General features: G+C 72.1%; 26 protein-coding genes. 16 read left to right on the top strand and 10 right to left on the bottom strand.

Annotated features, from left to right (window positions below):
- Nucleotides 1-411: 411 nt before the first annotated feature.
- The 5 genes from AAG801_RS12155 to AAG801_RS12175 are packed head-to-tail and all read right to left on the bottom strand — an operon-like array spanning nt 412 to nt 5,863.
- The gene (locus AAG801_RS12155; protein WP_341888597.1) at nt 412-996 is read right to left on the bottom strand and encodes a DsbC family protein; all 585 of its coding nucleotides are present in this window, start codon (nt 994-996) and stop codon (nt 412-414) included.
- Nucleotides 997-1,030: 34 nt separating this feature from the next.
- On the bottom strand, nt 1,031-3,772 hold the full coding sequence (locus AAG801_RS12160; RefSeq protein WP_341888598.1) for a LuxR C-terminal-related transcriptional regulator: 2,742 nt from the start codon (nt 3,770-3,772) through the stop codon (nt 1,031-1,033).
- A gap of 54 nt (nt 3,773-3,826) precedes the next feature.
- The gene (locus tag AAG801_RS12165) at nt 3,827-4,339 is read right to left on the bottom strand and encodes a TPM domain-containing protein (protein WP_341888599.1); all 513 of its coding nucleotides are present in this window, start codon (nt 4,337-4,339) and stop codon (nt 3,827-3,829) included.
- Complete coding sequence (locus AAG801_RS12170; RefSeq protein WP_341888600.1) at nt 4,333-5,229, bottom strand: TPM domain-containing protein; 897 nt, start codon at nt 5,227-5,229, stop codon at nt 4,333-4,335. Before AAG801_RS12170 ends, AAG801_RS12165 begins: the two co-directional genes overlap by 7 nt.
- Before the next feature lie 13 nt (nt 5,230-5,242).
- Nucleotides 5,243-5,863 (bottom strand): LemA family protein, encoded by a 621-nt coding sequence (locus tag AAG801_RS12175; RefSeq protein ID WP_341888601.1) that lies wholly within the window; start codon nt 5,861-5,863, stop codon nt 5,243-5,245.
- A 99-nt stretch (nt 5,864-5,962) separates the two neighbouring features.
- Between AAG801_RS12175 and AAG801_RS12180 the strand changes: the two genes are divergently transcribed.
- Nucleotides 5,963-6,748 (top strand): hypothetical protein, encoded by a 786-nt coding sequence (locus AAG801_RS12180; RefSeq protein ID WP_341888602.1) that lies wholly within the window; start codon nt 5,963-5,965, stop codon nt 6,746-6,748.
- 9 nt (nt 6,749-6,757) lie between these two features.
- On the opposite strand, the gene AAG801_RS12185 is transcribed toward AAG801_RS12180, so the two are convergent.
- The 4 genes from AAG801_RS12185 to AAG801_RS12200 are packed head-to-tail and all read right to left on the bottom strand — an operon-like array spanning nt 6,758 to nt 11,448.
- The gene (locus AAG801_RS12185; RefSeq protein WP_341888603.1) at nt 6,758-8,011 is read right to left on the bottom strand and encodes a biosynthetic peptidoglycan transglycosylase; all 1,254 of its coding nucleotides are present in this window, start codon (nt 8,009-8,011) and stop codon (nt 6,758-6,760) included.
- Complete coding sequence (locus AAG801_RS12190; RefSeq protein ID WP_341888604.1) at nt 8,011-8,535, bottom strand: hypothetical protein; 525 nt, start codon at nt 8,533-8,535, stop codon at nt 8,011-8,013. The genes AAG801_RS12185 and AAG801_RS12190 overlap by 1 nt, the downstream gene beginning before the upstream one ends.
- Nucleotides 8,519-9,373, bottom strand: a complete 855-nt coding sequence (gene xrtQ, locus AAG801_RS12195) for an exosortase Q (protein WP_341888605.1) — start codon at nt 9,371-9,373, stop codon at nt 8,519-8,521. Before xrtQ ends, AAG801_RS12190 begins: the two co-directional genes overlap by 17 nt.
- Nucleotides 9,373-11,448, bottom strand: coding sequence for a VIT domain-containing protein (locus tag AAG801_RS12200; protein ID WP_341888606.1), 2,076 nt, complete (start codon nt 11,446-11,448; stop codon nt 9,373-9,375). The genes xrtQ and AAG801_RS12200 overlap by 1 nt, the downstream gene beginning before the upstream one ends.
- A 164-nt stretch (nt 11,449-11,612) precedes the next feature.
- On the opposite strand from AAG801_RS12200, the gene AAG801_RS12205 reads away from it, so the two are divergent.
- Nucleotides 11,613-12,452 (top strand): DUF6502 family protein, encoded by an 840-nt coding sequence (locus AAG801_RS12205; protein ID WP_341888607.1) that lies wholly within the window; start codon nt 11,613-11,615, stop codon nt 12,450-12,452.
- Between the two features lies 1 nt (nt 12,453).
- Nucleotides 12,454-13,836, top strand: a complete 1,383-nt coding sequence (locus tag AAG801_RS12210) for a DUF5666 domain-containing protein (RefSeq protein WP_341888608.1) — start codon at nt 12,454-12,456, stop codon at nt 13,834-13,836.
- 25 nt (nt 13,837-13,861) lie between these two features.
- Here the strand turns inward: AAG801_RS12210 and AAG801_RS12215 are convergent, their stop codons facing one another.
- Complete coding sequence (locus AAG801_RS12215; RefSeq protein ID WP_341888609.1) at nt 13,862-14,530, bottom strand: response regulator transcription factor; 669 nt, start codon at nt 14,528-14,530, stop codon at nt 13,862-13,864.
- Nucleotides 14,531-14,693: 163 nt separating this feature from the next.
- Here AAG801_RS12215 and AAG801_RS12220 point away from each other — a divergent pair, with 163 nt between their 5' ends.
- The 13 genes from AAG801_RS12220 to AAG801_RS12280 all read left to right on the top strand — a co-directional run bounded on the left by AAG801_RS12220 (nt 14,694) and on the right by AAG801_RS12280 (nt 25,541).
- Nucleotides 14,694-15,323, top strand: a complete 630-nt coding sequence (locus tag AAG801_RS12220) for a lytic transglycosylase domain-containing protein (RefSeq protein WP_341888610.1) — start codon at nt 14,694-14,696, stop codon at nt 15,321-15,323.
- Nucleotides 15,324-15,441: 118 nt separating this feature from the next.
- Entirely contained in the window at nt 15,442-15,876 is a 435-nt protein-coding gene (gene gspG / locus AAG801_RS12225) for a type II secretion system major pseudopilin GspG (protein WP_341888611.1), read from the top strand.
- A 4-nt stretch (nt 15,877-15,880) separates the two neighbouring features.
- Nucleotides 15,881-16,978 (top strand): type II secretion system F family protein, encoded by a 1,098-nt coding sequence (locus AAG801_RS12230; RefSeq protein WP_341888612.1) that lies wholly within the window; start codon nt 15,881-15,883, stop codon nt 16,976-16,978.
- A gap of 18 nt (nt 16,979-16,996) precedes the next feature.
- Nucleotides 16,997-18,721 (top strand): GspE/PulE family protein, encoded by a 1,725-nt coding sequence (locus tag AAG801_RS12235; protein ID WP_341888613.1) that lies wholly within the window; start codon nt 16,997-16,999, stop codon nt 18,719-18,721.
- The gene (locus tag AAG801_RS12240) at nt 18,699-19,481 is read left to right on the top strand and encodes a hypothetical protein (protein WP_341888614.1); all 783 of its coding nucleotides are present in this window, start codon (nt 18,699-18,701) and stop codon (nt 19,479-19,481) included. Before AAG801_RS12235 ends, AAG801_RS12240 begins: the two co-directional genes overlap by 23 nt.
- On the top strand, nt 19,478-20,020 hold the full coding sequence (locus tag AAG801_RS12245) for a PilN domain-containing protein (protein WP_341888615.1): 543 nt from the start codon (nt 19,478-19,480) through the stop codon (nt 20,018-20,020). Before AAG801_RS12240 ends, AAG801_RS12245 begins: the two co-directional genes overlap by 4 nt.
- Nucleotides 20,017-20,574 (top strand): hypothetical protein, encoded by a 558-nt coding sequence (locus AAG801_RS12250; protein WP_341888616.1) that lies wholly within the window; start codon nt 20,017-20,019, stop codon nt 20,572-20,574. The genes AAG801_RS12245 and AAG801_RS12250 overlap by 4 nt, the downstream gene beginning before the upstream one ends.
- Entirely contained in the window at nt 20,571-21,143 is a 573-nt protein-coding gene (locus AAG801_RS12255) for a hypothetical protein (RefSeq protein ID WP_341888617.1), read from the top strand. The genes AAG801_RS12250 and AAG801_RS12255 overlap by 4 nt, the downstream gene beginning before the upstream one ends.
- A complete protein-coding gene (locus AAG801_RS12260) occupies nt 21,143-23,332 on the top strand; it encodes a secretin N-terminal domain-containing protein (protein ID WP_341888618.1) in 2,190 nt (729 codons plus the stop codon). Before AAG801_RS12255 ends, AAG801_RS12260 begins: the two co-directional genes overlap by 1 nt.
- A gap of 10 nt (nt 23,333-23,342) precedes the next feature.
- A complete protein-coding gene (locus AAG801_RS12265; RefSeq protein WP_341888619.1) occupies nt 23,343-23,819 on the top strand; it encodes a type II secretion system protein in 477 nt (158 codons plus the stop codon).
- A 5-nt stretch (nt 23,820-23,824) separates the two neighbouring features.
- Entirely contained in the window at nt 23,825-24,325 is a 501-nt protein-coding gene (locus AAG801_RS12270) for a prepilin-type N-terminal cleavage/methylation domain-containing protein (RefSeq protein WP_341888620.1), read from the top strand.
- On the top strand, nt 24,322-24,846 hold the full coding sequence (locus tag AAG801_RS12275) for a type II secretion system protein (protein ID WP_341888621.1): 525 nt from the start codon (nt 24,322-24,324) through the stop codon (nt 24,844-24,846). Before AAG801_RS12270 ends, AAG801_RS12275 begins: the two co-directional genes overlap by 4 nt.
- Nucleotides 24,843-25,541: a response regulator transcription factor gene (locus AAG801_RS12280; RefSeq protein WP_341888622.1), complete on the top strand. Its 699-nt coding sequence runs from the start codon at nt 24,843-24,845 to the stop codon at nt 25,539-25,541. Before AAG801_RS12275 ends, AAG801_RS12280 begins: the two co-directional genes overlap by 4 nt.
- Nucleotides 25,542-25,548: the final 7 nt, after the last annotated feature.

Below are 25,548 nucleotides of genomic sequence, written 5' to 3' on the forward strand. Positions count from 1 at the left end.
CGCTCCAGCCTGCCCGCACGCGCCTTTGCTGAACCAGCGGTGGCCTGCCGGTCGCGGAACCCCAGTGGTGGACCTTGCGGAAGGCGCTGCCCGCTGGGGGCGATTTGGGCGGCGACGAGAAGCGCAGCGCCGGGGTGGGCGCGCGTGAGCGCGCTTCGTGATCTGACTTGCCGCGGTTGTCCGAACGCAGCGACCGCAGGTCGCGAAGTGAGTTCTGCGGCACGACCCTGGCGCGAGCATCGCAGTGGAGTCGGCGCGCAGCGTCGACCGCCGCCGAATGAGCCGCCAGCGGGCAGCGCCTGCCGCGACGCTCATAGAAGGCACGAAAGCAGACACACACAGACTTCAGCTCAGGGCCGCGAACTGCCGGTCCGGCGCGTGACCTCCCGAGTCATTGAACGCGGATCGAAGTCAGACGCCTGCCAGCGAGGCCAGCGTCGCCGTATCCACCGCGCCGGCGTGCATGCCGTGCTGGCCGGTCTGGGCGTTGCGGTAGACGATCAGCGGCACGCTCTCCGCAGCGAGCTGGTTGAACAGGCCGGTGTTGTCCTTGACCTTCTGCAGCACCTCGTCGGGGAGGTTCGAGGGCACGCTGATGCCGCCGCCACGCGCCATCACGCTGGCCTCGTTCTCGCTCATCGCCTTGGCCGGGTCGGGCGCGGCCAGGATGGTGGCGCCCTGCGGGCCGGACTGCGGGCGCAGCAGCCCGATCGGCATCCAGACCATCTTCAGCCGGTTGAGCAGCGGCTGCGAGGCCTTCCACAGCTCGCCGCAGTGCGGGCAGGTGGTGTCGAAGAACACGTAGACAGTGTTGGCGGCCATCACCGCGCCGACAGTGAAGCCGCTGCCGCGCTGCGCGATCGCGTAGGCCTCGATGGGGCTGACGCGGCGCCCCGGGGCGGGCGCGGCGGCGGGCGCTTCTTCCTTCTTCGAGCAGGCGGCCAGCGGCGCGAGCGCCAGCGAGGCGAGGCCGAGGACGAGCGGGCGGCGGTTCATGGGCAGGTCTCCGTCAGGGGCGATGTGAAAGGGATCAGGGATGGTCGCGCAGCCACGCGGCGGCCTGGCCGCGCGACTGCAGGCCGAGCTTGTCGAGGATGTTGGCGACATGGCGCTTGACCGTGTGCGGGCTGATGTCGAGCAGGCGGGCGATCAGCTTGTTGCTGTCGCCGGCGGCGATGCGTTCCAGCACTTCGCGCTCGCGGCCGCTGAGCAGCAGGGCCGCCGGGTCCGGCGCGCTCGAGCTGCCGGCTGCTGTCGCGGCCGACACAGCCACAGCGGCCGCTGCGACCTGTGCGCCAGACATGGCAGCCACAGCGGCGCCACCCAGGGCAGGCGCTGCAGGCACCCCGCGCAGCGCTGCCGAGCGCGCGGCCAGCGCGGCAAGCACCTGCCGCTGCGACGCATCCAGCGCCGCGCCCCAGTCCTGCGCCGCCAGTGCGCCGAGCACCGCCGGGCCGGCCATCAGCGCATGGCCGGCACTGCCGGTGTCGGCCACCCGCTGCAGGGCTTCGGCCAGGGGAGTGCCGGCCTGCGCCGCGCGGCCGGCACGCAGCAGCGCATGCGCGCCGCGCAGTTGCAGCTCGATGCCCTGGCCGAGCAGGTCGAGCCTGGCGGCATCGGGCAGCAGCGCGGCGAAGGCGTCGGCAGCCTCGGCCCAGCGCCCTTCGGCAGCGGCCTCGCGCGCCGCCAGCGGCCCCGGGCCGGCACCTTCATGGGCCGGGTGCCAGGTCTGCCAGTGGCGCAGCGCCGCGGCGTCGGCACCGAGCAGGTCCAGCACACGCACCGCGATGCGGGCCACGTGCGCCCGCCAGAAGCGCAGCCGGCTCGGCGAGGCGTGCTCGGTCTCGTGCATGAACAGTTCGTCGAGGCGGCGGCGTACCGCGTCGGCGTCGCCTCGCAGGGCACCGACATAGGTGCGGATGATGTTCAACGCCACCGCGATCTCCGAGGCGCGCGCCAGCCAGCGTGCATCGGCCTCGGCCTGGCGCGCGCTGGCTTCCGCCTCGTCGATGCGCCCGGCCCACACCAGCGACGCGGCCTGCAGCCCATGCAGGGTGGCGCGCACCGGCAGCTCGCGCTCGCCGATGCGGCGCAGCGCCTCGCGCCCGTAGCGTTCGAGCAGCGGCGCCATGCCGGGCAGGCCAGCCCATGAGGTGGGCGGCGAGCACTCCCACCAGTTGAGCAGCGAGCCGTGATCCTCGAGCAGTTGCAGCACCTGGGCGAAGCGCTCGCACAGCGTCGCGTACTCGCCGCGGTCGTGCAGCAGCGTGCACTGCGCGTCGAGCACCAGCAGCTCGGCTTCCGGCGTCAGGGCCTGCGCAGACAGTTCATCGGCCAGCGCCTGCGCACGCTCGACCTCGTCGTTGGCGTTCCAGGCCGCAACCAGCAGCGCCTGCGAGAGATGCAGTTCGTCGACGTCGCCGCGTTGCCGCGCCGCCTCGACCGCGGACTCCATCAGCACCGCCATCTCGCTCCAGCGCCAGCGCATGCAGACGGCGATCGCATCGAAGCGCAGCAGCCGCGCCGAGCGCGCGCGCCAGCCGGCCGGAAACTGCGCGACCAGGCGCGACACCTCGGTGCCCTGGCCCTCGAGCAGCAGCTCGTCGGCGATCTCCGCCAGCGCCGCCTCTGCCGCCGCCCAGTCGCCGGCGCGCAGCCACAGCGCGACGCGGCGCAGCGGGTCGGTCTCGACCGCGGCCGCGCGCTGCAGCAGCCGAGGGAGTTCGTCGGGGAAGCGGCGGCGCAGCCGGTCTTCCAGCGCGTCACGGAACAGGTCGTGCAGCACCAGCGTGCGCTCGTCGGCGTCGAGCGCGGTGACGAACAGGCCGCGGCGCTCGATCTCGTCCAGCCGCTGGACGGCACGCGCATCGCCGGTCACCGCCGCGGTGTTCGCCGCGGTCAGCACCGGCAGCACCGCGCTGCGCACCAGGAAGTCGTGCAGGCCGATCGGCATCTCGTCGATGACTTCGCTGGCGAGGTAATCGAACAGGCTGCGGTCCACCGCCGCCGGCCGCCCGTTGCCGGCCGCCAGCGGCGCGCTGCCGGCACGCCCGCGCAGCGCAGCGAAGCACAGGCGCAGCCCGGCCGGCCAGCCCTGGGTGCGCTCCATCAGTTCGGACAGGCGTGCGTTCAGCTGCGGCGACTGCTCCAGCTCGACCAGTGCTTGTGCCTCCTCGGCCGTGAAGCGCAACGCCTCCTGCGTGAACTCGGCCAGTTCGTCGGCGGCACGCCAGCGTGACAGCGCCAGGCGTGGCGCGATGCGCGTGGAGATCACCACCGTCCACTGCGGCGGCAGCCGTTCGAGCAGCACGTCGAGCAGCGCATGCACCTCGGGCGACTGCACGCGGTGCAGGTCGTCGAAGACGATCACGCCGTGCGGCGCCTCGCTGGCGGCCAGCGCATTGATCAGCTCGGCCACCGTGCTGCGCGTGACACCACCCTCCTCGTCGATCAGCTGGCCGGCCAGCGCCGCAGGGGCGCTGCGCCAGGGCAGGTCAAAGGGCTCGAGCGCGGCGGTCAGCGCACTGAACAGGCGCGCCGGGTCGTCGTCCTCGTCGAGCGACACCCAGGCCAGCGCCGTGCCCTTGGGCAGCGCGGCGATCTGCCCGGCCAGCGCCGAGGTCTTGCCGAAGCCGGCCGGCGCGACCAGCAGCACCAGACGCTTGCACTGCAGCGCGTCGCGCAACGCGCCGTCGAGCGCCGGCCGCGCGATGCGGGCACTGCGCGCGCGCGGCGGCTGGATCTTGGTGGAGGCCAGGCCGGAGAGGTCCATCGCCGCGCTATTGTGCGTCGGCTCGTGCGTCGGCTCGCGCCTCAGCTCGGCGGCTCAACGCAGATGCGGCGTGTCGCTCAGCTCGTTCGGGTTGTGCTCGCCCGGTGCCAGCGGGAAATGCCGAACCAGCAGCGCGTCGACCGCGTCGATGGCGTCGTTCAGCCCGGCCTCGAAGGCCCCCTGGCGGAACGCGGCGCGCATGCGCTCCATGATCGCCTGCCACTGCGCAGCGTCGACGTGCCGGTTCAGCCCACGATCGGCGACGATCTCGATGCGGTGCTCGGCCAGCAGCAGGTAGATCAGCACGCCGTTGTTGTTCTCGGTGTCCCACACGCGCAGCTTGCCGAACATCGCCACCGCGCGTTCGCGCGCCGTCGCGCCGCGCCACAGGTAGCTCATCGGCAGGCCGGCCTCGGCGCAGACGCGGATCTCGCCGCTGTGGCGGCGTTCGCTGGCCGCCACGCGCGCCTCGATGCGTGCGAGCGTGGCGTCGTCGAGCGCGCGGGCAAGGTCGCGCTCGTCGGTCCAGCGATGCCTGAAGATTCTCGCCAGCTTGTTCACTACCAATCCCCCGAGGCGCCGCCGCCGCCGAAGTCGCCGCCGCCGCCGGAGCTGAAGCCGCCGCCACCGTCGCCGCCACCCCAGCCGCCGCCACCGCCGCCGCCCCAGATCACCGGGCCGCCATGGCCGCCGCGCGACATGCCGCGCCGCGACGCGCCGCTGGCCATCACGCCGATCAGGATCAGCGCGACGACGCCGGCGCCGGCCGCGATCAGCACACTGGCGGTGAACCACCAGGTGATGCCGCCGGCCGCCGCACCGGTGGCCAGTGCGCCGAGCTTGCGGCCGAAGATGCCGGTCATCACCATGCCGATGATCGGCACGGCGGCGAACATGAAGATCGCCAGGTCCTCGATGTTGAAGCCGGCGCCGCCGCCCTTCTTCGCCGCGGCCGAGGGTTCGGGCAGGCCTTCGCCGCCGATGCGCGCATCGAGCCGGTCGATCGCGGCGTTCAGGCCGCCGGCATAGTCGCCCTTGCGGAAGGCCGGGCTGATGACCTCGCTGATGATCTGCTTCGCAGCGAGGTCGGGCACCGCGCCTTCGAGCGTCTTGGCGACCTCGATGCGCACGCGCCGGTCGTCCTTGGCGACGACGATCAGCAGGCCATCACCGACCGCCAGGCGACCGATCTTCCAGCTGTCGGCCACCCGCTGGCCGTAGGCCGCGATGTCTTCCGGCTGCGTGCTCGGCACCATCAGCACGACCAGCTGCGAGCCGCGCTTGCCCTCCAGCGCGGCGAGCTTGGCGCTCATCGCCTGCGTCTGCTCCGGCGTCAGCGTGCCGGTCTGGTCGATCACCCGGCCGGCGAGCGGCGGCACCGGCAGCACGTCCTGCGCCTGCACGAGCGTCGCCACCGCGAGCAGCGCGGTGGCGAGCAGGAAGCGCCACAGGCGCATCACGGGCTCCGGCCTACTTCGACGCCGGCTTCTCGAAGCTCACCGCCGGCGGCTGCGAGATCTGCGCCTCGTTCTGCACGGCGAAGTTCTCCTTCACCTTGTAGCTGAACAGCATCGCCGTGAGGTTGCTCGGGAAGCTGCGCGCGAGCACGTTGTACTCCTGCACCGCCTTGACGTAGCGGCCGCGCGCCACGGTGATGCGGTTCTCGGTGCCTTCGAGCTGCACGCGCAGATCCTGGAAGCCCTGGTTGGCCTTCAGGTTCGGGTAGTTCTCGCTGACGACCAGCAGGCGCGACAGCGCGCCGGACAGCTCGCCCTGCGCGGCCTGGAACTTCTGGAACGCTTCGGGGTTGTTGACCAGCTCCGGCGTGGCCTGGATGGACGTCGCCTTGGCGCGTGCCTCGACCACCTTGGTCAGCGTCTCCTGCTCGAAGTTGGCCTCGCCCTTGACGGTGGCCACGACGTTCGGGATCAGGTCGGCGCGGCGCTGATATTGATTCAGCACCTCCGACCAGGCCGACTTGGTCTGCTCGTCCAGGCGCTGGAAGTCGTTGTAGCCGCAGCCGGTCAGCGCCAGCGCGGTGAACAGCGCGGCGATGGCGGCCAGCAGGCGGTGCGGGATGAAGAAGCTCATGGTCGGTCTCCCTTTGCTTTGAAGCGCGGCGATGGTACCCCGCGAGTCCGGATGTGGGACCGTAGCGCGTCAATTCAACGCCACCATGACAATCGGCCCATGAAGATCGTCCACGACGCCCTGCGTGCCGGTCAGGCCGCGACGCCGCCGACCGCTGCGCGCTCGGGCGTGACCATCGCCGGTGGCGCCGGCGCGCTCGGCGCGGCGGTGCTCGAAGCGCTGCTCGCCTCGCGCGCCTTCGCGCCGGTGCGTGTGCTGGTGACGCAGGACTTCCACGCCACCGTGCAGGGCCTGCAGACGCAGGATGTCACCACGCTGGCCGACGCCGGCACGCTCGGCCTGCCGCTGGCCGTGGTGGTGTTCGACAAGCCGCGCCATGCAAACGGCCGCGAAGCCGCGTTCTGGCAGCCGCAGCCGGCCGGGCTGCTGAGCCTGGCGACGCGGCTGCACGCCATCGGCACGCGCCACCTGATCGTCGTGCTGCCGCATGACAGTGCCTCGCTGCCGCAGGCACTGAAGGCCGGCATCGCCAACCTCGACGAGCAGGCGGTGGCCTCGCTCGGCTTCGAGCATGTCGTGCTGGTGCGCACTGCGCAGCGGCCGGAGCATCTGAAGCGCCCCGGCCTGCAGCGGATCGCCGACCTGGTGCTCGCGCAACTGCGCATGATGGTGCCGCAGCGCGACCAGCCGGTGCGGCCGGTGAAGGTGGCCGCGCTGGTCGCCGAGCTCACCCGCGCCCTGCCCACCAGCCCGGCCGGCACGCGGGTGATGGCGCCGGAGTGGGTGTGGCAGGCGGCGCAGGGTGGCGATCTGGACGCGCTGGTGAGCGACTGGCTGGCCGGTGCGCCGCTGCCGCAGGCCGCACTGCCGCGCCAGCGGCTCTGACGCCGGCCCTCAGCGCCGCCCGATCGGCGGCCGCCAACTGACCAGCGCATCGAGTTCGGCCTCGCGGCGTTCGCGCGGCAGCCGCTTGATGCCCTTGAGCACCCAGGCGGCACGCTCGCGTGCCACCTCCTCTTCCAGCGCCCAGCGGCGCAACTGCTGATCGGGGTTGACCAGCAGGCTGGCCAGCCAGGCGGCTTCGCGCGGCTTGAGCTGATTGGCGGGCTTGCCGAGGTGATGGCGTGAGGCCGCCTCCGCACCGCAGATGCCGTCGCCCCAGGGCAGCACGGCCAGGTAGAGCTGCAGGATGCGGCCCTTGCCGAGCGTGCGCTCCATCTCCACCGCGTAGAGCCATTCGCGCAGCTTGCGCACCGGGTCGCGTTGATCACCGGTGTAGAGCAGCTTGGCGAGCTGCTGCGGGATGGTGCTCGCGCCCTGCAGCGGCTCGCCCTCGCGCTGGTTGGCCTTGAGCACCGCCACCCAGGCGTCGAGTTCGTAGCCGGGGTGCTCGAAGAAGCGCTGGTCTTCGGCGGCGATCACCGCGTTCTGGATCCAGCCCTCGATGCGCCCGATCGCCGGCTGAGGCCGGCAGCGCGCGCCGGCGTCGGCATCGCGCAGCGACTCTGTGCCGAGGCCGTCGACCGACACGTCCGCGAGTGTCGGCTTCAGCTTGGTGAAGTGCAGCCCCTGCGCACCCAGCGTCGCCTCGGCGCGCACGGCGACGCTGCCCTCGATGCGCGCCGTGCGGGCTTCGGGCAGGGCGTTGCCGAACACCGCCAGCACCCGCGCCAGCGGCGTGTTCGGCAGCTCGGCCTGCAGTTGCAGACCCTCGCGCTTCAACTCGGCGCGCCAGGCCACGTTCACCGCCCCGGCGCCGGCGCCGAGGCGCAAGCTGCCGTCGAATCGGTCCGCGCCGCGCACATGCACACGCAGACGAGCCGCGGCGACCCGCAGCGGATGCGGGCCGAGCGCATCGAGCTGCACACGGCAGGGCGCGCAGTGCGCCTCAAGCGTGTGATCGTCGATGCGCTGCAGTTGCCACTCGCCGACGCGGCGGCCGTCGAGTCGCGGCAGCGCCAGCGGATGGCTGGCCCAGCGCAGCAGCGTCGGCACGCTGGCCTGGCGCGCGGTGCCGCCGATGTGCAGCGTCGTCGCCCACTCGCCCGGCTGCGGAGCCAGCGCACGCATCGTCAGCCAGACCATGGCTGCACCGATCAGCAGCACGGCCAGCAGCAGGCCGAGCACGAACAACAGGATCTTCTTCATCACAGACTCTCCACCACGGTGACCGCCTGCCAGGGGCCTTGCGACTGTCCCAGCGTGGCGGCCCAGAACCACGACGACGGATCGACGAAGGCGGTGCCGTCGACCGCTTCGATGCGCTCGCACACGCGCAGGCGCTGGCCGTCCACGCCGTCGGCCTCGAAGCAGCGCCACAGCCGCTGCTGCGGATCGCGCTCGAGCTGCGTGTGCGCGATGCGCCAGCCGAGGCCGCGGAAGCAGTCGGCAGCCGGGTGCAGCATGCGTGTCGGCGCCTCGACGCGGCGCATCACCAGCACGCGCGCGCCGTCGGAGAAGCGCGCGATGGCGCCGGGAAAGCGCGCCGCGAAACGCTGCTCGACCGCACTCATCGCCAGCGGGCGCAGCGCGCGGCCGTCCCACTGCCGTGGCCACTCGACGTGGCGCGTGATCGGCTCGGCATGCGACATCGGTGCGAACAGCGGCAGCGCGGCCGTCAGCGCCATCGCCAGCATGGCCAGCGCCGGCCAGTGCCTAGACCAGATCGACATGCGACCTCCTCGTCATCAGCGCAATCACCGCGCTGCACACCAGCGCCAGCGCGAGCAGGCCGATGCCTTCGTGCAGCGCACCCGCCAGCCCCAGCGGCCGCGACTCCAGCGCCACCAGCACGGTGTTGCGCAGCACGTTGCCGATCAGCACGATCGCGCCGACCGCCGGCAGACGGCGCAGGAAGGCGCCGTCGCGCAGCGCCACCAGCGCCGCCACCGCGCAGGCGCAGAACCACGCCATCCAGGCCATCTGCACACCCGAGCAGGGCGCATCGACGATGACCAGTTGCCCACGCACGAGCATCGCCGTGCCGCTGCGCTCGGCGGCGATGCCCACGCCCTGCAGCCCCCAGGCGCTGAGCTGCGCCGTCAGCACACGCAGCGGGTAGCCGCCGTAGTACTGCAGCGAGGCGATCCACGGCAGCGCCAGCAGCACCAGCCCGGCCAGCGGCAAGCGCGGCCCGCTGGCCGGCAGCCAGGCCATCAGCGCAGCGGCGAGCGACAGCGCGGCGAGCAGCGCGCAGGCCAGCGGCGGGGCGACCCACAGCGCCGCGTTGGCGGCCACGCCGAGGCCCGCGCCGGCGGCCAGCCAGCCGGTCTGCGGCGCGATGCGCAAGGTGTTCGCGCGCATCGCCACCAGCATCAACAGCGCGGCGATGGCGGCCAGGCCGAGCGGGTCGTCCGAGCCGTCCTGCACGCGCCGCGCCATCCAGGCACCGTGCGGCCAGAGTGCGGCGGCCTGCAGCGCGAGCCAGGCCACCGGCGACAGGTAGGACGGCCGGCAGGCGAGCGTCGCCGGCCCCGCCGCGGGCGCGCGCGGCAGCAACGACGCACCCATCACCACTTGCCCCGGCCCGACAGCGCCACGCCGACCAGGCCCAGCACCACCAGCAGCGACAGCCAGGCCGCCGGCTCCGGCGTGCTCGGCACCGCCGCGCCGACCTCACCCCCCACCGCCAGATTGCCCACGCCCTGCGGCAGCGGCAAGGGCTGGTTCACCGGCGCCGCAGCCTCGCTGGTGCGCACCACCTCGTCGACGGCGATGAAGCTGGTGTACTGCGTCAGCAGGCTGTAGTTCAGGCCGAGCGCGGTGATCGCCTCGCGCTGGCCGCTGCCGCCTTCCAGCGCCTCCTGGTCGGAGAGTTGCTGGATTCGGCTGCGTGCCCACAGGTGGCGCAGTGCCGACGCTTCCGCCTCCGGCGCGCTCACCGGCACGACTTCCAGGTGGTTGCCGATCGCCGCCGAGCCTTCCAGCACCAACTGGCCACGCGGCTCGCCGCGCCACTTGCCGTGGATGACCACCGGGCGGCCGCCGAGCACGTCGGGCAGCGCGTTCAGCGCGGCGGGTTCGACGTCGTAGACCTCCAGGCCCTCGAAGCGCGCCTTCAGCTGCGTCAGCACCGGCGCGTCGATCATCCTGCGCAGCCGCTCGGCCTGCGCCGCGGCCAGCTCCGGCTTGGTGACGATGAAGGGCTCGCCCTGGCCGGCGCGCGCGATGCCTTCGATCAGGTGGCGGTTCACCGAGCTGCCGATGCCGAAGGCGAACACGTTGCTGTTGCCGAGGTTGCGGCGGATCAGCTGGAAGACCTCGTTCTCCACCGTCACGTAGCCGTCGGTGATCACGATCACGCTGCGCGACACGTCGCCCGCCTTGGGCAGCGCGGCAATGCGCCGCAGCGCCGGCACGATCTCGGTGCTGCCGCCGCCGCGCTGCTGGTCGATGGTCGCGATCGCGCGTTCGATGTTGGCGCGCGTCGCCGGCACCGGGGAGGGGCTCAGCATCTGGCTGCTGCCGGAGAACAGCATCACGTTGAAGGTGTCGGTCGGCCGCAGGCTTCCGATCAGGTTGCGCAGCAGAACCTTGGCGGTGTTCAGCGGCTGGCCGTGCATCGAGCCGGAGATGTCGACGACGAAGACGTACTCGCGCGGGTTGATCTGCGCGGCGGCGATCGCCTTCGGCGGCTCGACCAGCGCGAGGAAGAAGTTCTCGCCACCGCCATCCAGGCCCTCGCCGCGAAACAGCGTCAGGCCGGTGGCCGTGCGCTCGCCGGCCAGGCGGTAGGACAGGATGAAGTCGCGGTTGGCGCGCTCGCCGCCGTCGTTCAGCGTCACCTCGGCCTGCGCCGAGCCTTCGCCGGTCACCTCGATGCCGTGCGACGACGAGCGCAGTTCCGACACCGGCAGCGGCGAGGCGAAGCGCACACGCAGGTCGAAGCCGGCGCGCGAGGCCGCGCCTTCTTGCAGGTGCGGCGTGGCCGGGAAGCTCGACGTGCCGCCGGCCGACGCCGGCCGGTGGTAGCGCGGGCCGACCACGGTCGGGAAGACGAACTCGTAGCGGCCTTCGGTGGGCGCCACCAGTTCGGTGTAGCGCAGCTCCACCTGAACGTCGTCGCCGGGCAGGATGTTGGCCACGTTCATCTGGAAAACGTTCGGGCGTTCCTGCTCGAGCAGCGCACTGGTCTTGCCCTCGCGCTTGGCCGTCTCGTGGCGGATGCGCGCGCGCTGTTTCTCCTCGATCTTCGCGTTCAGCACCCGGCCGGCCAGGCGCACCTGCATCGCATGCACCGCGGCGCCGGTGGCGCCGGGGAAGACGTAGCGCGCCTCGATCGGGCGTTGGCCCTCGTTGCGGTAGCGCTGCGTGACGGTGACGTCGGCGATCACGCCGGCCAGGCGCACCTCGACTTGCGTGGACTTCAGCGGCAGCGCATCGACCGACGGATCGCCCGCCACCTGGAAGTAGGGCCCCTCGGCCGGACGCGCCTGCGCATCGTCGGCAAAGGCGGGCGACCAGGCCACGCTGAGCGCAAAGGCCCACAGCGCGAACACGATGGCGATGAGCACCCGCCCGGTGCGCGACAAGGGCGCCAGCGGTTGGCGGAACAGCGGGAAGATCGGTCCTCGAACACGGCGCATGCGGCTTCTCCTGATGGCTTGCCGCACTCGGTGGCGGCACGGGGATCAGGATGAAAGTCGCCTGCGAAGGGCGTTCGAAGCGAATCGCGGCTGCGTGAAGTCGGCGTGAAGTGCGCAGGTACTCGGCTTGACAGCGGGCTCATGATGGGAAAATAATCCCAACAATGGCTACCGAGAACCAAATCCAGCTCGCGTTGAACGCCGCGGTGCTGAAGCTGCTGAGGCCGCTGTGCCGGCTGCTGCTTCGCCACCACGTGCCCTTCGCTGCGTTCGAGGAACTGGCCAAGCACACCTACGTGCAGGTGGCACTCGACGACTTCGGCATCCCCGGCAGGAAGCCGACGCTGTCGCGCGCCTCGATTCTGACCGGGCTGACCCGCAAGGACGTCACCCGCCTCGCCGCCGACACCGCGCCCGAGCGCGCCGCCAGCGACGAAGCCTACAACCGTGCCGCCCGCGTGCTGACCGGCTGGGCGCGTGACGCCGACTTCCATGACGCCGAAGGCCGGCCCATGGCGCTCGACCCGGTGGAGGGTCCGAAGAGCTTTGCCCAACTGGTGCGGCGCCACAGCGGCGACATGCCGGCGCGCGCCGTGCTCGACGAGCTGCTGCGCGTCGGCTCGGTTCGCGAGCGCGAGGACCGCAGGCTGGAGCTGGTCACCGCGGGCTACGTGCCGCGCAGCGGCGAGACCGAGAAGATGGGCATCCTCGGCGCCGACGTGGCCGACCTGATCGCCACCATCGACCACAACCTGCAGCACGCCGACACCGACCCGCGCTACCAGCGCAAGGTCATGTACCTGAACTACCCGGCCGACCAGCTGCCGGCGTTCCGCAAGCTCAGCAGCGCGCAGGCCCAGGCGCTGCTCGAGAAGCTCGACCAGTGGCTCGCCGAACACGGCGCGAAGCCCGGAGACGACCTGCCCGATCCCGCGATGCGCGTGGGCCTGGGCATCTATTACTTCGAGGAGCCGATGGCTCCCACCCCAGGGAAGGAAGACTGAGATGAACATCAAGCGACTCGCGGCCATGGTTACCGCCGCCGCGGTGGCCGTGCTGGCCGCCTGCGGTGGCGGCGGCTCCACCGGCGGCATTGGCGGCACCGGCAACAACCCGGATGTGGCGGTCGGCACCATCACGCAGTTCGGCAGCGTGTGGGTCAACGGCATCGAGTACGACACCAGCGACACGACGATCCGCATCGACGACAACCCCGGCGCGCAGAGCGACCTGCGCATCGGCATGGTGGTGCGCGTCGACGGCTCCATCTCCGGCGCACGCGCCGGCGAGATCACGGTCGACGGCGCCGTGAAGGGCTTCGTCGAGCAGGTCATCGACGCCAACCGCATGATCGTGATGGGCCAGCTCATCGAGATCGACAACACGACGCGCTTCGAGAACAACGTGCGTCCTGTCGTGGGCAACCGCGTCGACGTGCACGGCCTGGTCGCCGGCGACGGCGTGATCTCGGCCGGCTACATCGAGCGAAAGACGACAGCGCCGACGCCGCCCTTCGCCGTCAAGGGCGTGGTGAAGAACCAGAACACGATCGCGCAGACCTTCCAGATTGGCACGCTGACCGTCGTTTACGCCAATGTCACCATCAACGACATGCCGACGGGATCCTGGAACGGGCTGGAGGTGGAGGTCAAGGGCTCGAGCTGTGCGGCGGCGCCGGTATGCGGCACGCTGAACGCCAGCCAGGTCGAGCCCAATGGCATCGACGTCAGCGGGGCCGAGAAGGCGGAGGTCGAAGGCGTGGTGTCGGCAGTGACGGCGGGCGGCTTCACGCTCGGCGGCGTGCAGGTGGCGACCAGCGCCACGACGCGCTACGAAGGCGGCGTAGCCGCCGACCTGATCGTCGGCAGCAAGGTCGAGGTCGAAGGCACGGTCTCCGGCGGCAGGATCGCCGCGACCAAGGTGTCCTTCCGCGACGCCGTCCGCATCGAAGGCGATATCGCCTCGATCAGCGGCGACACGCTGACCATCGCCGGTGTCGGCGGCGTGAGCATCAGCGTGCCCTCGTTCGCCGAGCTGCGCGACGTGGCCTCGGTCGGCGACCTCGCGGTCGGCAACCACCTGCGCCTGCGCGGCAAGCTGGGCAGCGGCAACAGCATGGTCGCCACGCGGCTGGAGCTGCGTTCGGACACACCGGACGCGGACCTCGAGCTGCAGGGGCCGGTCACCGCCTTCGCGGCTGAAACGAGCGTCACGCTGCTCGGCGTCACGGTGCCGACGAGCGCGGTCTCGTCGTACCAGAACGCGAGCGGCACGACGATCTCGCGTGCCGCATTCTTCACCGCGCTGAAGGTCGGCACGCTCGCCAAGGCCAAGGGCGAACGCATCGGCGCCACGGTGAGCTGGAACGAGCTCGAACTGGAGAACTGAGGCCGGCGGCGTCGGCCCGCCCCGCTCAGAGCGGGCCGACCTGGTAGCCGACGCCGCGGATGGTCACGATCAGATCGGCGGCGAGCTTGCGGCGCAGGTTGTGGACGTGCACCTCGATGGCGTTGCTGCCCACGGTCTCGTTCCAGCCGTAGACCTCGGCCTCGAGCTGCTGGCGCGTGACGACGCGGCTGTGGCGACGCAGCAGCACCTCCAGCACGCGGAACTCGCGCGCGGTGAGCACGACCGTCCGGTCGTGCCATTGCACCGAGTTGTTCGAGGGCAGCAGCCGCAACGGCCCATGGACCAGCTCCCCCTCGGGCAGCCGGTCGACGTTGCGGCTGCGCCGCACGATCGCCTTGATCCGCGCCACCAGTTCGACGAGGTCGTAGGGCTTGACGAGGTAGTCGTCCGCGCCGATGTCGAGCAGCTGGATGCGGTTCTCGCGAAACCCGCGCGCGGTGATCACGATCACCGGCGTGGCGTTGCCGCCGCCGCGCATGTTCACCAGACAGTCGCGCCCGTCGAGCTCGGGCAGGCCGAGGTCGAGCAGCACGCAGTCGTACTCGTACTTGCCCGATAGCTCGAGCAGCTGATTGCCGTTGGTCACCCAATCGACGGCGTGGCCGTCGCGCAGCAGGTACTTGGAGGTCGCACGGCCGAGCTCGGCGTCGTCTTCGGCCAGCAGCAGGCGCATGAGTTGTTCTTCTTTGGTGGCAGAAATGATCTGCGTCATTTCATCAGCCCCGGCCCGCGCCGTGGAGCACTCACCCTAGGGGTCCCGGGGGTCGTTCCGCGCCCAAGTGGGGAATCCTCCCCGTTGGACCGTGCCGCCAGCTGCGCTGAAATCCGGCCTGACCATGCCTTCGTCCACCGTTCATCGCCTGCAGGCGGCAGCATTCGCGGCGGCCTGCGCCCTCGCCTGCGCGCAGGCGGCGCGGGCGCAGATCTACGCCGGCACCGGCGAGGGCGGCAGCATCGTGCTCAGCAACCACGCCAGCGACGCAGCGCCTACCCTGCTCGTTGCCGGCGATCCGGTGCCGAGGCCGGTGCAGGTGCCGCCGGCGGCCGCATCGGCTCCTGCGCCGGTGCGGCCGCGTGCGGCGCCACGCGATCTCGCCCCGGAGATCCGCGACGCCGCGCGCCGGTATGCGCTGCCCGAGGCGCTGCTGACGGCGGTGGTGGCGGTGGAATCAGGCTTCGACCCGAAGGCCGTCTCGCGCAGGGGCGCCAAGGGCCTGATGCAGTTGATGCCGGCGACCGCGCGCCGCTTCGGCGTGCGCGACGTGTTCGCGGTGCGCGAGAACCTGCACGGCGGCGCGGCCTACCTGCGCGTGCTGATCGATCAGTTCGACAACGACGTGACGCTCGCGCTGGCCGCCTACAACGCAGGCGAAGGCGCGGTGCTGCGCGCCGGCCGCCGCCTGCCCGACTACCCCGAAACGCGCGACTACGTGGCCCGCGTGCTCGCCCAGGCACCGCTGCGCTGACGGGGAACGACCCTACCCCGCGCTTCGGGGATGCCCGAGCCCGGTAGGGTGCCCCGGCATTAAGAACTGGTTAAGCCCCACCCCAAGAATCGACCGCATCGACAGGGAGGTCGACACGATGGCGGCAACGAGGGGGGGGCGGGCAACGCGGCGCCCGGGTGGCTTCACGCTGCTCGAACTGCTGGTGGTGATGGTGATCATCGGGCTGCTCGCGGGCATCGTCGCGCCGCAGTACTTCTCGCAGATCGGCAAGTCCAACGCCAAGGTGGCGCGCGCGCAGATCGAGTCCTTCGGCCAGGCGCTCGACCAGTACCGCCTCGACGTCGGCCAGTACCCCACCAGCGAGCAGGGCCTGATCGCGCTGCGCACCGCGCCGCAGCAGGCGGGGCGCTGGCAGGGCCCGTACCTGAAGCGCGACATCCCGGACGACCCCTGGGGCCGCGCCTACGTCTACAAGCGGCCGGGCCAGCATGGCGACTACGACCTGGTCAGCCTCGGCGCAGACGGCCAGCCCGGCGGCGAAGGCGAGGCGGCAGACGTCGTCTCGTGGTGACACGATGATCAAGCCCACCACCGCCCTGCTCGCCGAGACCTCCGCTGCGCGCGACAACCCGCGGCGCGTGCGGCGCATCGACGACGAGCAGTTCGCCCACGACCTGGCGCTGATGCTGCGCTCCGGCCTGAGCCTGCTGGAGGCGCTGCGCACCCTCACCGAGCAGGGCGCTGGGCACGACGTCGCGCCGCTGCGCGAGGTGCTCGCGGCACTGCAGCGTGGCGAGAGCCTGTCGCGTGCCATGCAGACCTGCGGCGCCTTCGGCGTGCCGCTGCTGGCCTGTGCCAAGGCCAGCGAGCTGACCGGCGATCTGGCCGACAGCCTGCAGCGCTTTGCCGCCAATGCCGCGCGCATCCGCGTGCTGCGAAGCCGCCTCGTCTCGGCCTGCGTCTACCCGGCGCTGCTGGTCGGCGTGACCTTCCTCGTCGTGCTGTTCCTGCTCGTCTACGTGGTGCCGCGCTTCGCGCTGGTGCTGGACAACACGGCGCAGGACGTCGCCCCGCTGTCGCGCGCGCTGATCCACCTCGGCAAGGCCATGCACGAGGTGCAGCTGCCGATCTGGCTCGGCCTGGCGGCGGCGCTGGGCGCCCTCGGTTTCGTGCTCTGGCGGCAGGCGCGCGCCGGCCAGCTCGCCGGCTGGGTGCTGCAGCAGACGGTTCGGCTGCCGTGGATGCGCCCCTACGTGCGCAGCTTCGGCCTGTCGCAGCTGTCGCGCAGCGGCGCGATGCTGATCCGCTCCGGCGTGCCGGCGCTGAAGGCGCTGGCGATGTGCCGCGAGCTGATCGCCGCCGGCGACCGCCCGAAGCTGGACCAGGCGCTGGCCGCCGCCACCACCGGCGCGCCGCTGGCGCAGTCGCTGCACGAGGCACAGCTGCTCGACACGCTGGCCTGGCGCGTGCTGCGCGTCGCCGAGGAGACCGGCCAGCTGCACGCCGCACTCGACCGCGTCGCCGACGTGCACGACGCGCTGCTCGAGCGTGGGCTCGAGCGGCTCGGGCGGCTGATCGAGCCGATGCTGATGCTGGCCATCGGCACCGTCGTCGGCGGCATCGTCGTGCTGATGTACGTGCCGATCTTCCAGATGGCCAGCAGCATCCGCTGAGGCCGCCGCCTGCAAATCATGAACGACGGCACCGCCATCGCAGCGCCCCACGGAGACGCCGCGCGCCACGTGCAGGACATGCTGACGCGCCTGGGCCAGCGCTTCGCGGCCGCGAGCCCCATGCCGCTGGACGGGCAGGACGCGCCGCCCCCCGTGCGCGAGGCGGCGATGAAGCGCTGGCTCAGCGAAGGCAGCGGCCTCACGCTGGCCGACCTGACGCACTGGACGCCGGAGCAGGCCGACGTCGAGCTGGTGCCTTTCAGCGCCGGCCAGCAACGCCTGTGCGTGGTGCTGCGCGACGGCACCGCGCTGCGCCACGTCGTGCTCGCCGATCCCTTCGACGCCGGCACGCGCATGTGGCTGGAGTCGCGCATCCGGGCGGCCGGCCACCCGCCCACCGTCTGGTACGTGGCCAGCGTGAACGACGTCGCCGCGTTCTATGCGCGGCTCGAGCGCGAGACGCGCGCGCTCGACGGCGCCGCCCGCGCCGAGGTCGACGGCGAGGCGCCGGCCGACGCTGCCGCCGACGTGCTGCAACTCTCGCTGGCCGGCATCAGCGCCGACGAGAGCCCGGTGGTGCGCTTCGTCAACGGCACGCTTTACGACGCGCTGAAGGCGCAGGCCAGCGACATCCACCTCGAATGCGCTGCCCGCGGCCTGGCGGTGAAGTACCGGCTCGACGGCGTGCTGCAGGCGGTGGCTCGCCCCGAGGGCCGCGAGTTCGCCGACCGTGTGGTGTCGCGAATCAAGGTGCTCGCCGACCTCGACATCTCCGAGCGCCGCGTGCCGCAGGACGGCCGCCTCAAGCTCAGCTATGGCGGCCGCGCGATCGACGTGCGCGTCTCGATCATGCCCAACCTCTACGGCGAGGACGCGGTGCTGCGCATCCTCGACCGCTACCAGCTCTCGGCCGAGGAGACGCTGAGCATCGAGCACCTCGGCTTCGACGCCGCCAACGCCCGCTTCATCCGCCGCCTCGGTGCCATGCCCTACGGGCTGCTGCTGGTCACCGGCCCGACCGGCAGCGGCAAGACGACGACGCTGTACGCCGTGCTCTCCGAGGTGAACACCGGCCAGGACAAGATCATCACCATCGAGGATCCGGTCGAGTACCAGCTGCCCGACGTGCTGCAGATTCCGGTCAACGAGGCCAAGGGCCTGACCTTCGCACGCGGCCTGCGCTCGATCCTGCGCCACGACCCGGACAAGATCATGGTCGGCGAGATGCGCGATGCCGAGACGGCGCAGATCGCCATCCAGGCCGCGCTGACCGGCCACCAGGTGTTCGCTACCGTGCACGCCAACAACGTGTTTGACGTGATCGGCCGGCTCTCGACGATGGGCGTGGACCCGTACAACCTGGTCTCGGCGCTGAACGGCGTGGTGGCGCAGCGGCTGGTGCGCATCGTCTGCCCGCATTGCAGCGTCAGCGAGCAGCCCGCCGCCGAGCGCCTCGAGGCCAGCGCGCTGCCCGAGGCGGCGCAGGGCTGGAACTTCAAGCGCGGCATCGGCTGCGCACATTGCCGTGGCACCGGCTACAAGGGGCGCCGCGCCATCGCACAGACGCTGGCGATGGACATCGGCCTGCGCAGCCTGATCACCGAGCGCGCCAGCCCGGCGCTGCTGCGCGACGCGGCGCGCGAACGCGGCCTGCGCACCTTGCGCGAAGCCGCGCTCGAACTCGTGGCCGCCGGCCAGACCACGCTGGAGGAGGCCAACCGTGTCACGGCCGTGGAAGAGTGAACTGAGCATCCGCCTCGGGCGCAGCGCCTGCATGGTGCAGCTGTGCGCGCCGTGGTCGCGCCGCGTGCTCGCCCAGGCGCAGGCCGAGGGAGCGGCGGCCGACGCGCTGCCTGCGGCGCTGGCCGCATTGCGCGCGCAGGGCCACGACCCGCTGCCCGTGCAGGCGCGCCTGCTGGTGCCCGACGAACGGGTCTACCTGTCGCTGCGGCCGGCCGCCGGCAGCTGGCGAATGGCACGGCAGGAGGCGAGCACGCATTTCGCCGCCGTGCTCGGCCGCCAGGATCTGCACGTGCAGGTGATGGCGCTGCCCGTCGGCTCGGCCTGGCTGGCCGCCGCCCTCGAGCCCGGCGACCTGCAGGACTGGCAGCGTGCGCTCGCCGATGCCGGCGTGCGGCTGGCCCACGTGCAGCTCGCGCTGCTCGACGACCTGCGCCGCATTGCCGCACAGGTGGCAGACGACGCCGTCGTCGCGCTGATGCGCGAGGAGGGCATGACGCTGTTGCGTGTCCAAGCCGGCGTGCCGGTTGCGCTCAGCTGGGAGCGCTGCGATCCGCGCGTGCTGCGCCTGGCCGAGCAGCGCCTGCTCGCCTTCCAGGGCGCCGGCGGCGGCAGCGACGCCATGCCGTTGTGGATGCTGTGCCGCTCACCGGCCCAGTGCGCGCAGTGGCAGGACCTGGCCGAGGGCCACCGGTGGACGCTGCTGTCGCAAGCCGACGCAGCGCCACCCGCGCCACCCGCACCCGCGGAGGTACCGGCATGAAGCGGCTGCCGCAACTCGACTTCCTCGCCGCCGCGCCGCGCCCCTGGCCCGGCATCGCCCTGGCCGCGGTGGCCGCCGTGCTGCTGCTCGTGTCGGCCCTGTCCGCCTGGCGCATCGAGCAGGACAACCGCCAGGCGCTCGCGCAACTGAACGAACGGGCGGCGCGCCTGCTGCCGCCGGCGCCGCGCAAGCTCAGCGAAGCGGAGCGCGTGCGCCACGCGCAGGCTGCGCGCGTGGCCGCCGAGTTGCGCGCGCCCTGGGCCGAACTGCTCGCCACCTTCGAGCAGCATGGCCACACCGACATCGGCCTGCTCAAGCTCGAGCCCGACGCCAAGGCCGGCGTGGTGCGCGTCACCGGCCAGGCGCGCAGCACCGCGGCACTGTTCGCTTACCTGCGCGAGCTGGAGGCGGACCCGCGGCTGGCGCAGGTCGCGCTGACCACGCACCAGACCGAGCGCGAGACGCCGGGGCAGCCGCTGCGTTTCGTCATCCAGGCCGGCTGGCGCGCCGCGCGCGAACCGGCGAAGGATCTGTCGTGAACGCCTGGCAGATCGCGTGGCAGACCGCTTGGCACACGGCCGCGCCGGCGTGGCGGCGGCATCTGGGGCGGCCGGCCTGGCTGGCGCTCGGCCTGCTGGCAGCCTGGCTGCTCGTGCAGTGGCAGTTGCGGCCGGCCCTGCTGCACGACCACGAGCGGCTGGCGCAACGCCGCGCTGCGCTGGCCGTCGCGCCGGCACAGCGCCCTGTCGGCGCGGTGGCCCAGCCGCCGCTGGCCGCCGGCGAGCTGCCATCGCCGCGGCAGCGCGGCCGCGACCTCGAAGCCCTGGTGGTGGCAGCGCAGCGCACCGGGCTGACGCTGGAGCGCGCCGACTACGCGATCGGCGCCGCGGCCAGCGGCGCGCCGATCCGCGTCGAGGCGACGCTGCCGCTGAACGGCAGCTATGCGGCCGTTCGCCGCTTCGTCGCCGAGGTGCTCAACGAGCTGCCGCATGCCGCGCTCGAGAGCCTGCAGCTCGAGCGGGCCAGCGCGCAGGCGCGCGACCTGCAGGCCACGGCGCGCATCGTGCTGTTCTACGCCGAGGAATCGCCGTGAAGCGGCGCCCGGTGCTGTTCACCAGCGCGGCGGTGGTCGGGCTGTGGTCGGCGTGGATCGTCATGCATGGCGACTCGCGCGTGGTGGCCGCCACCACAACGGCAAGGCCGGTGGCAATCCGGCCGGCACCGCAACCAGCGTCATCGGCCGGATTGCTGGCCGCGGCCACGCCGGCGATGCCGGCGCCGGCATCGAGCACGCCGGCTGCCGTCGAACGCACGCGCCTGGCCGAAGCGGCCGAGACCGACACCTTCGCCCCCCGCGAGTGGTTCCAGCCGCCGCCGCCACCCCCACCGCCCGCGCCGGCCCCACCTGCGCCGCCGCCTCCACCTCCGCCGCCTCCACCGCCGCCGAGCCTGCCCTACCGCTTCGTCGGCATGCTCGACGAAGGCGCCGCCGCGCGCCCGCGTGTCTTCCTCGCGCTCGGCGAGAAGCTGCTGGTGGCAGCCGTGGGCGACACGCTGGAAGGCGGCTTCCGGCTCACCGCGATCTCCGCCCAGGAGCTCGTCTTCGAACATGTCCAGAACCGCCACACGCTGAAGCTCGCCGTGGCCGCAGGAGCCTCCTGATGATCTCCACCCTACGCCTCGTCGCCCTGGCCGCTGCCCTGCTGCTGGCCGGCTGCGCTGCGCAGAAGCACCATGACGACGGCCTGCAGCAGATCCACGAGGGCAAGCTCGCGCCGGGGCTGCAGAGCCTGCGCAAGGCCAGCGAACTGGACCCGTCCAACGCGCGCTACCGTATCGACTACCTGACGCAGCGCGAACTGGCCACGCAGGCCATCCTCGCGCGCGCCGACGAGGCCCGCCAGGCCGGCCGGCTCGACGAGGCCGCACAGCGTTACCGCGATGCGCTGCAGCTCGACGAGGGCAACGAGCGGGCGCAGCGCGGCGCGCTGCTGGTCGCCGAGCAGCGCCGTGCCGACACCACCATCGCGCAGGCCGAGCGCGCCCTCAAGGCCGGGCATACCGAGGGCGCGCAGGACCTGCTGCGCCGCGCCGCGAAGGACCTGCCGGGCAACGCCAGCGTCCTCGCGCAACTGCGCGCCCTCGATGAGCGCATCGAGTCGGAGCGCGCCGCGCGCGAGCGTTCGCTGGCCGCCACCAGCGCGTTCCGGCGCCCGGTGACGCTGCAGTTCCGCGACGCCAACCTGAAGATGGTCTTCGAGGCGCTGTCGCGCACCGCGGGCGTGAACATCATCCTCGACCGCGACGTGAAGAGCGACCTGAAGACGACGATCTACGTGAAGGACGCGTCGGTCGAGGACACCATCGACCTGATCCTGCTGCAGAACCAGCTCGACAAGCGCGTGCTGAACAACAACACGCTGTTCGTCTACCCGGCGGTGGCGGCCAAGCAGAAGGAATACAACGAGCTGAAGGTGAAGAGCTTCCAGCTCAGCAACATCGAGGCGGCACACGTCGCCAACATCATCAAGTCGCTGCTCAAGACCAAGGACATCGTCACCGACGCGCGCAGCAACACGCTGGTGATGCGCGACACCGCCGACGCGATCGCGGTGGCCGAGAAGCTGGTCGCCGCCAACGACGTGCCCGACCCCGAGGTGATGCTCGAGGTGCAGGTGCTCGAGGTCTCGGCCGACCGCATGTCCAACCTCGGCATCAAGTGGCCCGATGCGTTCAGCGTCGCCACGCCGAAGACGGTGACCAACATCGGCGAGCTGAAGGCGCTCACGCGCGACGAGCTGCTGGTCTCGCCGCTGGGCATCGCGCTGAACCTGATGCTGCAGGACACCGAGACCAACATCCTGGCCAGCCCGCGCATCCGCGCGCGCAACAAGGAGAAGGCGCGCATCCTGGTCGGCGACAAGGTGCCGGTCATCACCAACCTGATCACCCCGCAGCAGGCCGGGCAGAGCTCGGTGATCACCGGCTCGATCCAGTACGTAGACGTCGGCATCAAGCTGGAGGTCGAGCCGCAGGTCTACGTCGACGGCGATGTCGGCATCAAGATCAACCTCGAGGTCAGCAACATCGCCAAGACCATCACCACCGACTCGGGCATCGCCTACCAGATCGGCACGCGCAGCGCGCAGACTTCGCTGCGCCTGCGCGACGGCGAGACGCAGGTGCTGGCCGGGCTGATCAACGACCAGGACCGAAGCACCGCCAGCAAGGTGCCCGGGCTCGGCCAGGTGCCGGTGGCCGGGCGGCTGTTCTCGTCGAACAACGGCAACGCGACGAAGAGCGAGATCGTGCTGTCGATCACGCCGCACATCATCCGCCCGCAGACGCTGCCCGAGGCGCGCCACGGCGACGTCTGGTCCGGCACCGACTCGGTGGTGCGCGAGAAGCCGCTGCGCCTGGACCCGATCGGCGCGGCACGCAGCGGCAGCGCCGCCCAGATGCCGGCGCTCGCGCCCAGCGGCGGCGCGACGACGGCACAGCCGGCGGCCGGCCCAAAGGCCGGCGGCGCCGGCGGCAGCACCATCCTCAACGCCGGCCGGCCGGCGATGGAGCTGGCTGCACCGCCCGCGGCCGGCGGCACCAGCCCGTCTGCCGAGCCCACCGCGCCCGCCGCGGGCGGCGCCGTGGTCGCTCCGGGCAGCGCCGCGCCGGTGGCCAGCCTCGGCGGGGGAACATCCGGCGGCGGCATCAGCACCTCGCCGCCGCCCAACCAGCGCCGCCCCGCACCGCCGTCGATCCAGCCCGGCCGCGCGCTCGCGCCGGCGGCGCCGAGCGCACCGCCCGGGATATCGCCTCCCGCACCGCCGCCGCCGGCGCCGGACGCCCGCTGAGAACAAGGCCATGCACAGCACCTGCCGCGGTTTCACGCTGATCGAGCTGGTCGTCACGCTCGCGCTGCTGGGCGTGCTGGCGATGCTCGCCGCGCCGATGACCGAGGCGGCGGTGCAGCGCAGCCGCGAGCAGGCCTTGCGCGAGTCGCTGCGCGAGATCCGCAGCGCCATCGACCGCTACCACGCGGCCGTCGAGCAGGGCCGCATCGCGCGCCGGCTCGGCGAGCCGGGCTACCCGCCGACGCTGGACGTGCTGGTCGAGGGCGTGCCCGACGCGCAGGACCCGAAGGGCGGCCGCATGTACTTCCTGCGCCGCCTGCCGCGCGACCCGTTCTTCGCCGACCGCAGCGCCCGCCCGGCGGCGACCTGGGGGCTGCGCAGCTACGCCAGCCCGGCCGACGAGCCGCGCGACGGCGACGACGTCTACGACGTGTACTCCACCGCCGCCGGCACCGCGCTGGACGGCACGGCCTACCGCGAATGGTGATGACCATGCCCCGCGCCACCCGTCCGTCGCACGGCTTCACGATGATCGAGCTGGTCATCGTGATGGCCATGCTCGGCCTGCTGCTGTCGCTCGCGCTGCCGCAGTACATGGCGACGCTGGAGCGCGGCCGCGAGCAGGTGCTGCAGTCCAACCTGGCGACGATGCGCGAGGCCATCGACAAGTACCACGGCGATCGCGGCCGCTACCCCGACAAGCTGGAGGACCTGGTGACCCAGCGCTACCTGCGCGCCATCCCGAACGACCCGTTCACCGAGTCGCCGACCTGGCTCGTGGTGGCGCCCGCCGACGCCGACAAGGGCGGCGTGATCGATGTGCAGAGCACGCTGACCGACCGCGACGGTCAGCCGCGCGGCGCCGCGCTGCCGATGACGGATGCGCCGGCCGAGACCCCGTCGCCGCTGGTCGCGCAGGAGGGCGGCTCCACGCAGGTGGTCAGCGTGACCGCAGGCGGCGCGTCGGCGCCCGCGGCAGGAGCGGCGCGATGAAGGCCGCGCGCAGCCGCGGCGTCGTGCTGATGGGCCTGGTGGTGCTGCTCGCGCTGGCCGGGCTGGCCGTGGTGCAGTTCGCCGAGTCCGCCGCCACGGCACGCCAGCGCGAGCGCGAGACGCAGCTGCTGTGGGTCGGCCGGCAGTACATGCAGGCGCTCGAGTCCTACCACCGCGCCACGCCAGGGCCGATCAAGCACCTGCCGGTCTCGCTCGATGAACTGCTGCGCGACAGCCGCTTCCCGAGCCCGGTGCGCCACCTGCGCCGGCCCTATGCCGATCCGCTGCAGCCCGAGGTGCCGTGGGGCATCGTCAAGCGCGGCAACCAGATCATCGGCGTGTACAGCCAGTCCGACGCCGAACCGCTGCGCCGCAGCGGCTTCGCCTCAGGCCTGGAAGCCTTCGAAGGCGCGACGCAGTATTCGGCGTGGCGCTTCCTGTTCGTCCCCCGCGCCATCACCGGCCTCGCGCCGGGCCGCCCGGCCACGTCGCCCGCTCCAGCCAACGCCGCCACGCCATGAGCCACCGCATCCTCGTCGTCGAAGACCACCCGCTGCTGCGCCACGGCCTGCGCGCGCTGCTGGCCACGCAGGCCGACTACCACGTGATCGACGAGGCGATCGACGGGCGCGAGGCGGTGATGAAGACCATCGCACTGCAGCCCGACCTGGTGCTGATGGATCTGTCGCTGCCCGGCGCCAGCGGCATCGACGCCACTGCGCAGATCCGCCGCCGGCTGCCGCTGCAGAAGGTGCTGGCGCTGAGCGACTACGACTCCGAGCTGCACGCCAGCGAGGCGCTGCGCGCCGGCTGCGTCGGCTGCGTGAAGAAGGACTGTGCTTCCGAGGAGATGCTGCTGGCGGTGAAGACGGTGCTGGCCGGCCGCCGCTTCCTTGGCCAGGACCTGGCCAGCCAACTCCTCGACGGCGTGCTGCATCCGGGCAAGAAACGCAGCGCCAACCCCTGGGACACGCTGTCCAGCCGCGAGCGCACGATCTTCAAGCTGATCGCCGAGGGTGGCACCAACCGCTCGGCCGCCGCTTGCCTGAACCTGAGTGCGAAGACGGTCGAGAAGCATCGCGCCAACCTGATGCGCAAGCTGCACCTGAACTCGGCGCTCGAACTGGTGCTGCTGGCGGTCGATCTCGGCCTGGTGCAGCGGCCGCGCCTGAGCACCGAGGTGTCGCCGGGCGCCCCCTCGGGCGTGCCGGCCTGAGCGGCCG

It is taken from the genome of Variovorax sp. YR752, assembly GCF_943372545.1.

What these genes read in the sequence shown, in the direction of transcription:
- AAG801_RS12155 (WP_341888597.1), bottom strand. Translation starts at nt 996, where the DNA reads ATGAACCGCCGCCCGCTCGTCCTCGGCCTCGCCTCGCTGGCGCTCGCG.
- AAG801_RS12160 (WP_341888598.1), bottom strand. Translation starts at nt 3,772, where the DNA reads ATGGACCTCTCCGGCCTGGCCTCCACCAAGATCCAGCCGCCGCGCGCG.
- AAG801_RS12170 (WP_341888600.1), bottom strand. Translation starts at nt 5,229, where the DNA reads ATGCGCCTGTGGCGCTTCCTGCTCGCCACCGCGCTGCTCGCGGTGGCG.
- AAG801_RS12175 (WP_341888601.1), bottom strand. Translation starts at nt 5,863, where the DNA reads ATGAGCTTCTTCATCCCGCACCGCCTGCTGGCCGCCATCGCCGCGCTG.
- AAG801_RS12180 (WP_341888602.1), top strand. Translation starts at nt 5,963, where the DNA reads ATGAAGATCGTCCACGACGCCCTGCGTGCCGGTCAGGCCGCGACGCCG.
- AAG801_RS12185 (WP_341888603.1), bottom strand. Translation starts at nt 8,011, where the DNA reads ATGAAGAAGATCCTGTTGTTCGTGCTCGGCCTGCTGCTGGCCGTGCTG.
- AAG801_RS12190 (WP_341888604.1), bottom strand. Translation starts at nt 8,535, where the DNA reads ATGTCGATCTGGTCTAGGCACTGGCCGGCGCTGGCCATGCTGGCGATG.
- xrtQ (WP_341888605.1), bottom strand. Translation starts at nt 9,373, where the DNA reads ATGGGTGCGTCGTTGCTGCCGCGCGCGCCCGCGGCGGGGCCGGCGACG.
- AAG801_RS12200 (WP_341888606.1), bottom strand. Translation starts at nt 11,448, where the DNA reads ATGCGCCGTGTTCGAGGACCGATCTTCCCGCTGTTCCGCCAACCGCTG.
- AAG801_RS12205 (WP_341888607.1), top strand. Translation starts at nt 11,613, where the DNA reads ATGGCTACCGAGAACCAAATCCAGCTCGCGTTGAACGCCGCGGTGCTG.
- AAG801_RS12210 (WP_341888608.1), top strand. Translation starts at nt 12,454, where the DNA reads ATGAACATCAAGCGACTCGCGGCCATGGTTACCGCCGCCGCGGTGGCC.
- AAG801_RS12215 (WP_341888609.1), bottom strand. Translation starts at nt 14,530, where the DNA reads ATGCGCCTGCTGCTGGCCGAAGACGACGCCGAGCTCGGCCGTGCGACC.
- AAG801_RS12220 (WP_341888610.1), top strand. Translation starts at nt 14,694, where the DNA reads ATGCCTTCGTCCACCGTTCATCGCCTGCAGGCGGCAGCATTCGCGGCG.
- gspG (WP_341888611.1), top strand. Translation starts at nt 15,442, where the DNA reads ATGGCGGCAACGAGGGGGGGGCGGGCAACGCGGCGCCCGGGTGGCTTC.
- AAG801_RS12230 (WP_341888612.1), top strand. Translation starts at nt 15,881, where the DNA reads ATGATCAAGCCCACCACCGCCCTGCTCGCCGAGACCTCCGCTGCGCGC.
- AAG801_RS12235 (WP_341888613.1), top strand. Translation starts at nt 16,997, where the DNA reads ATGAACGACGGCACCGCCATCGCAGCGCCCCACGGAGACGCCGCGCGC.
- AAG801_RS12245 (WP_341888615.1), top strand. Translation starts at nt 19,478, where the DNA reads ATGAAGCGGCTGCCGCAACTCGACTTCCTCGCCGCCGCGCCGCGCCCC.
- AAG801_RS12260 (WP_341888618.1), top strand. Translation starts at nt 21,143, where the DNA reads ATGATCTCCACCCTACGCCTCGTCGCCCTGGCCGCTGCCCTGCTGCTG.
- AAG801_RS12265 (WP_341888619.1), top strand. Translation starts at nt 23,343, where the DNA reads ATGCACAGCACCTGCCGCGGTTTCACGCTGATCGAGCTGGTCGTCACG.
- AAG801_RS12270 (WP_341888620.1), top strand. Translation starts at nt 23,825, where the DNA reads ATGCCCCGCGCCACCCGTCCGTCGCACGGCTTCACGATGATCGAGCTG.
- AAG801_RS12275 (WP_341888621.1), top strand. Translation starts at nt 24,322, where the DNA reads ATGAAGGCCGCGCGCAGCCGCGGCGTCGTGCTGATGGGCCTGGTGGTG.
- AAG801_RS12280 (WP_341888622.1), top strand. Translation starts at nt 24,843, where the DNA reads ATGAGCCACCGCATCCTCGTCGTCGAAGACCACCCGCTGCTGCGCCAC.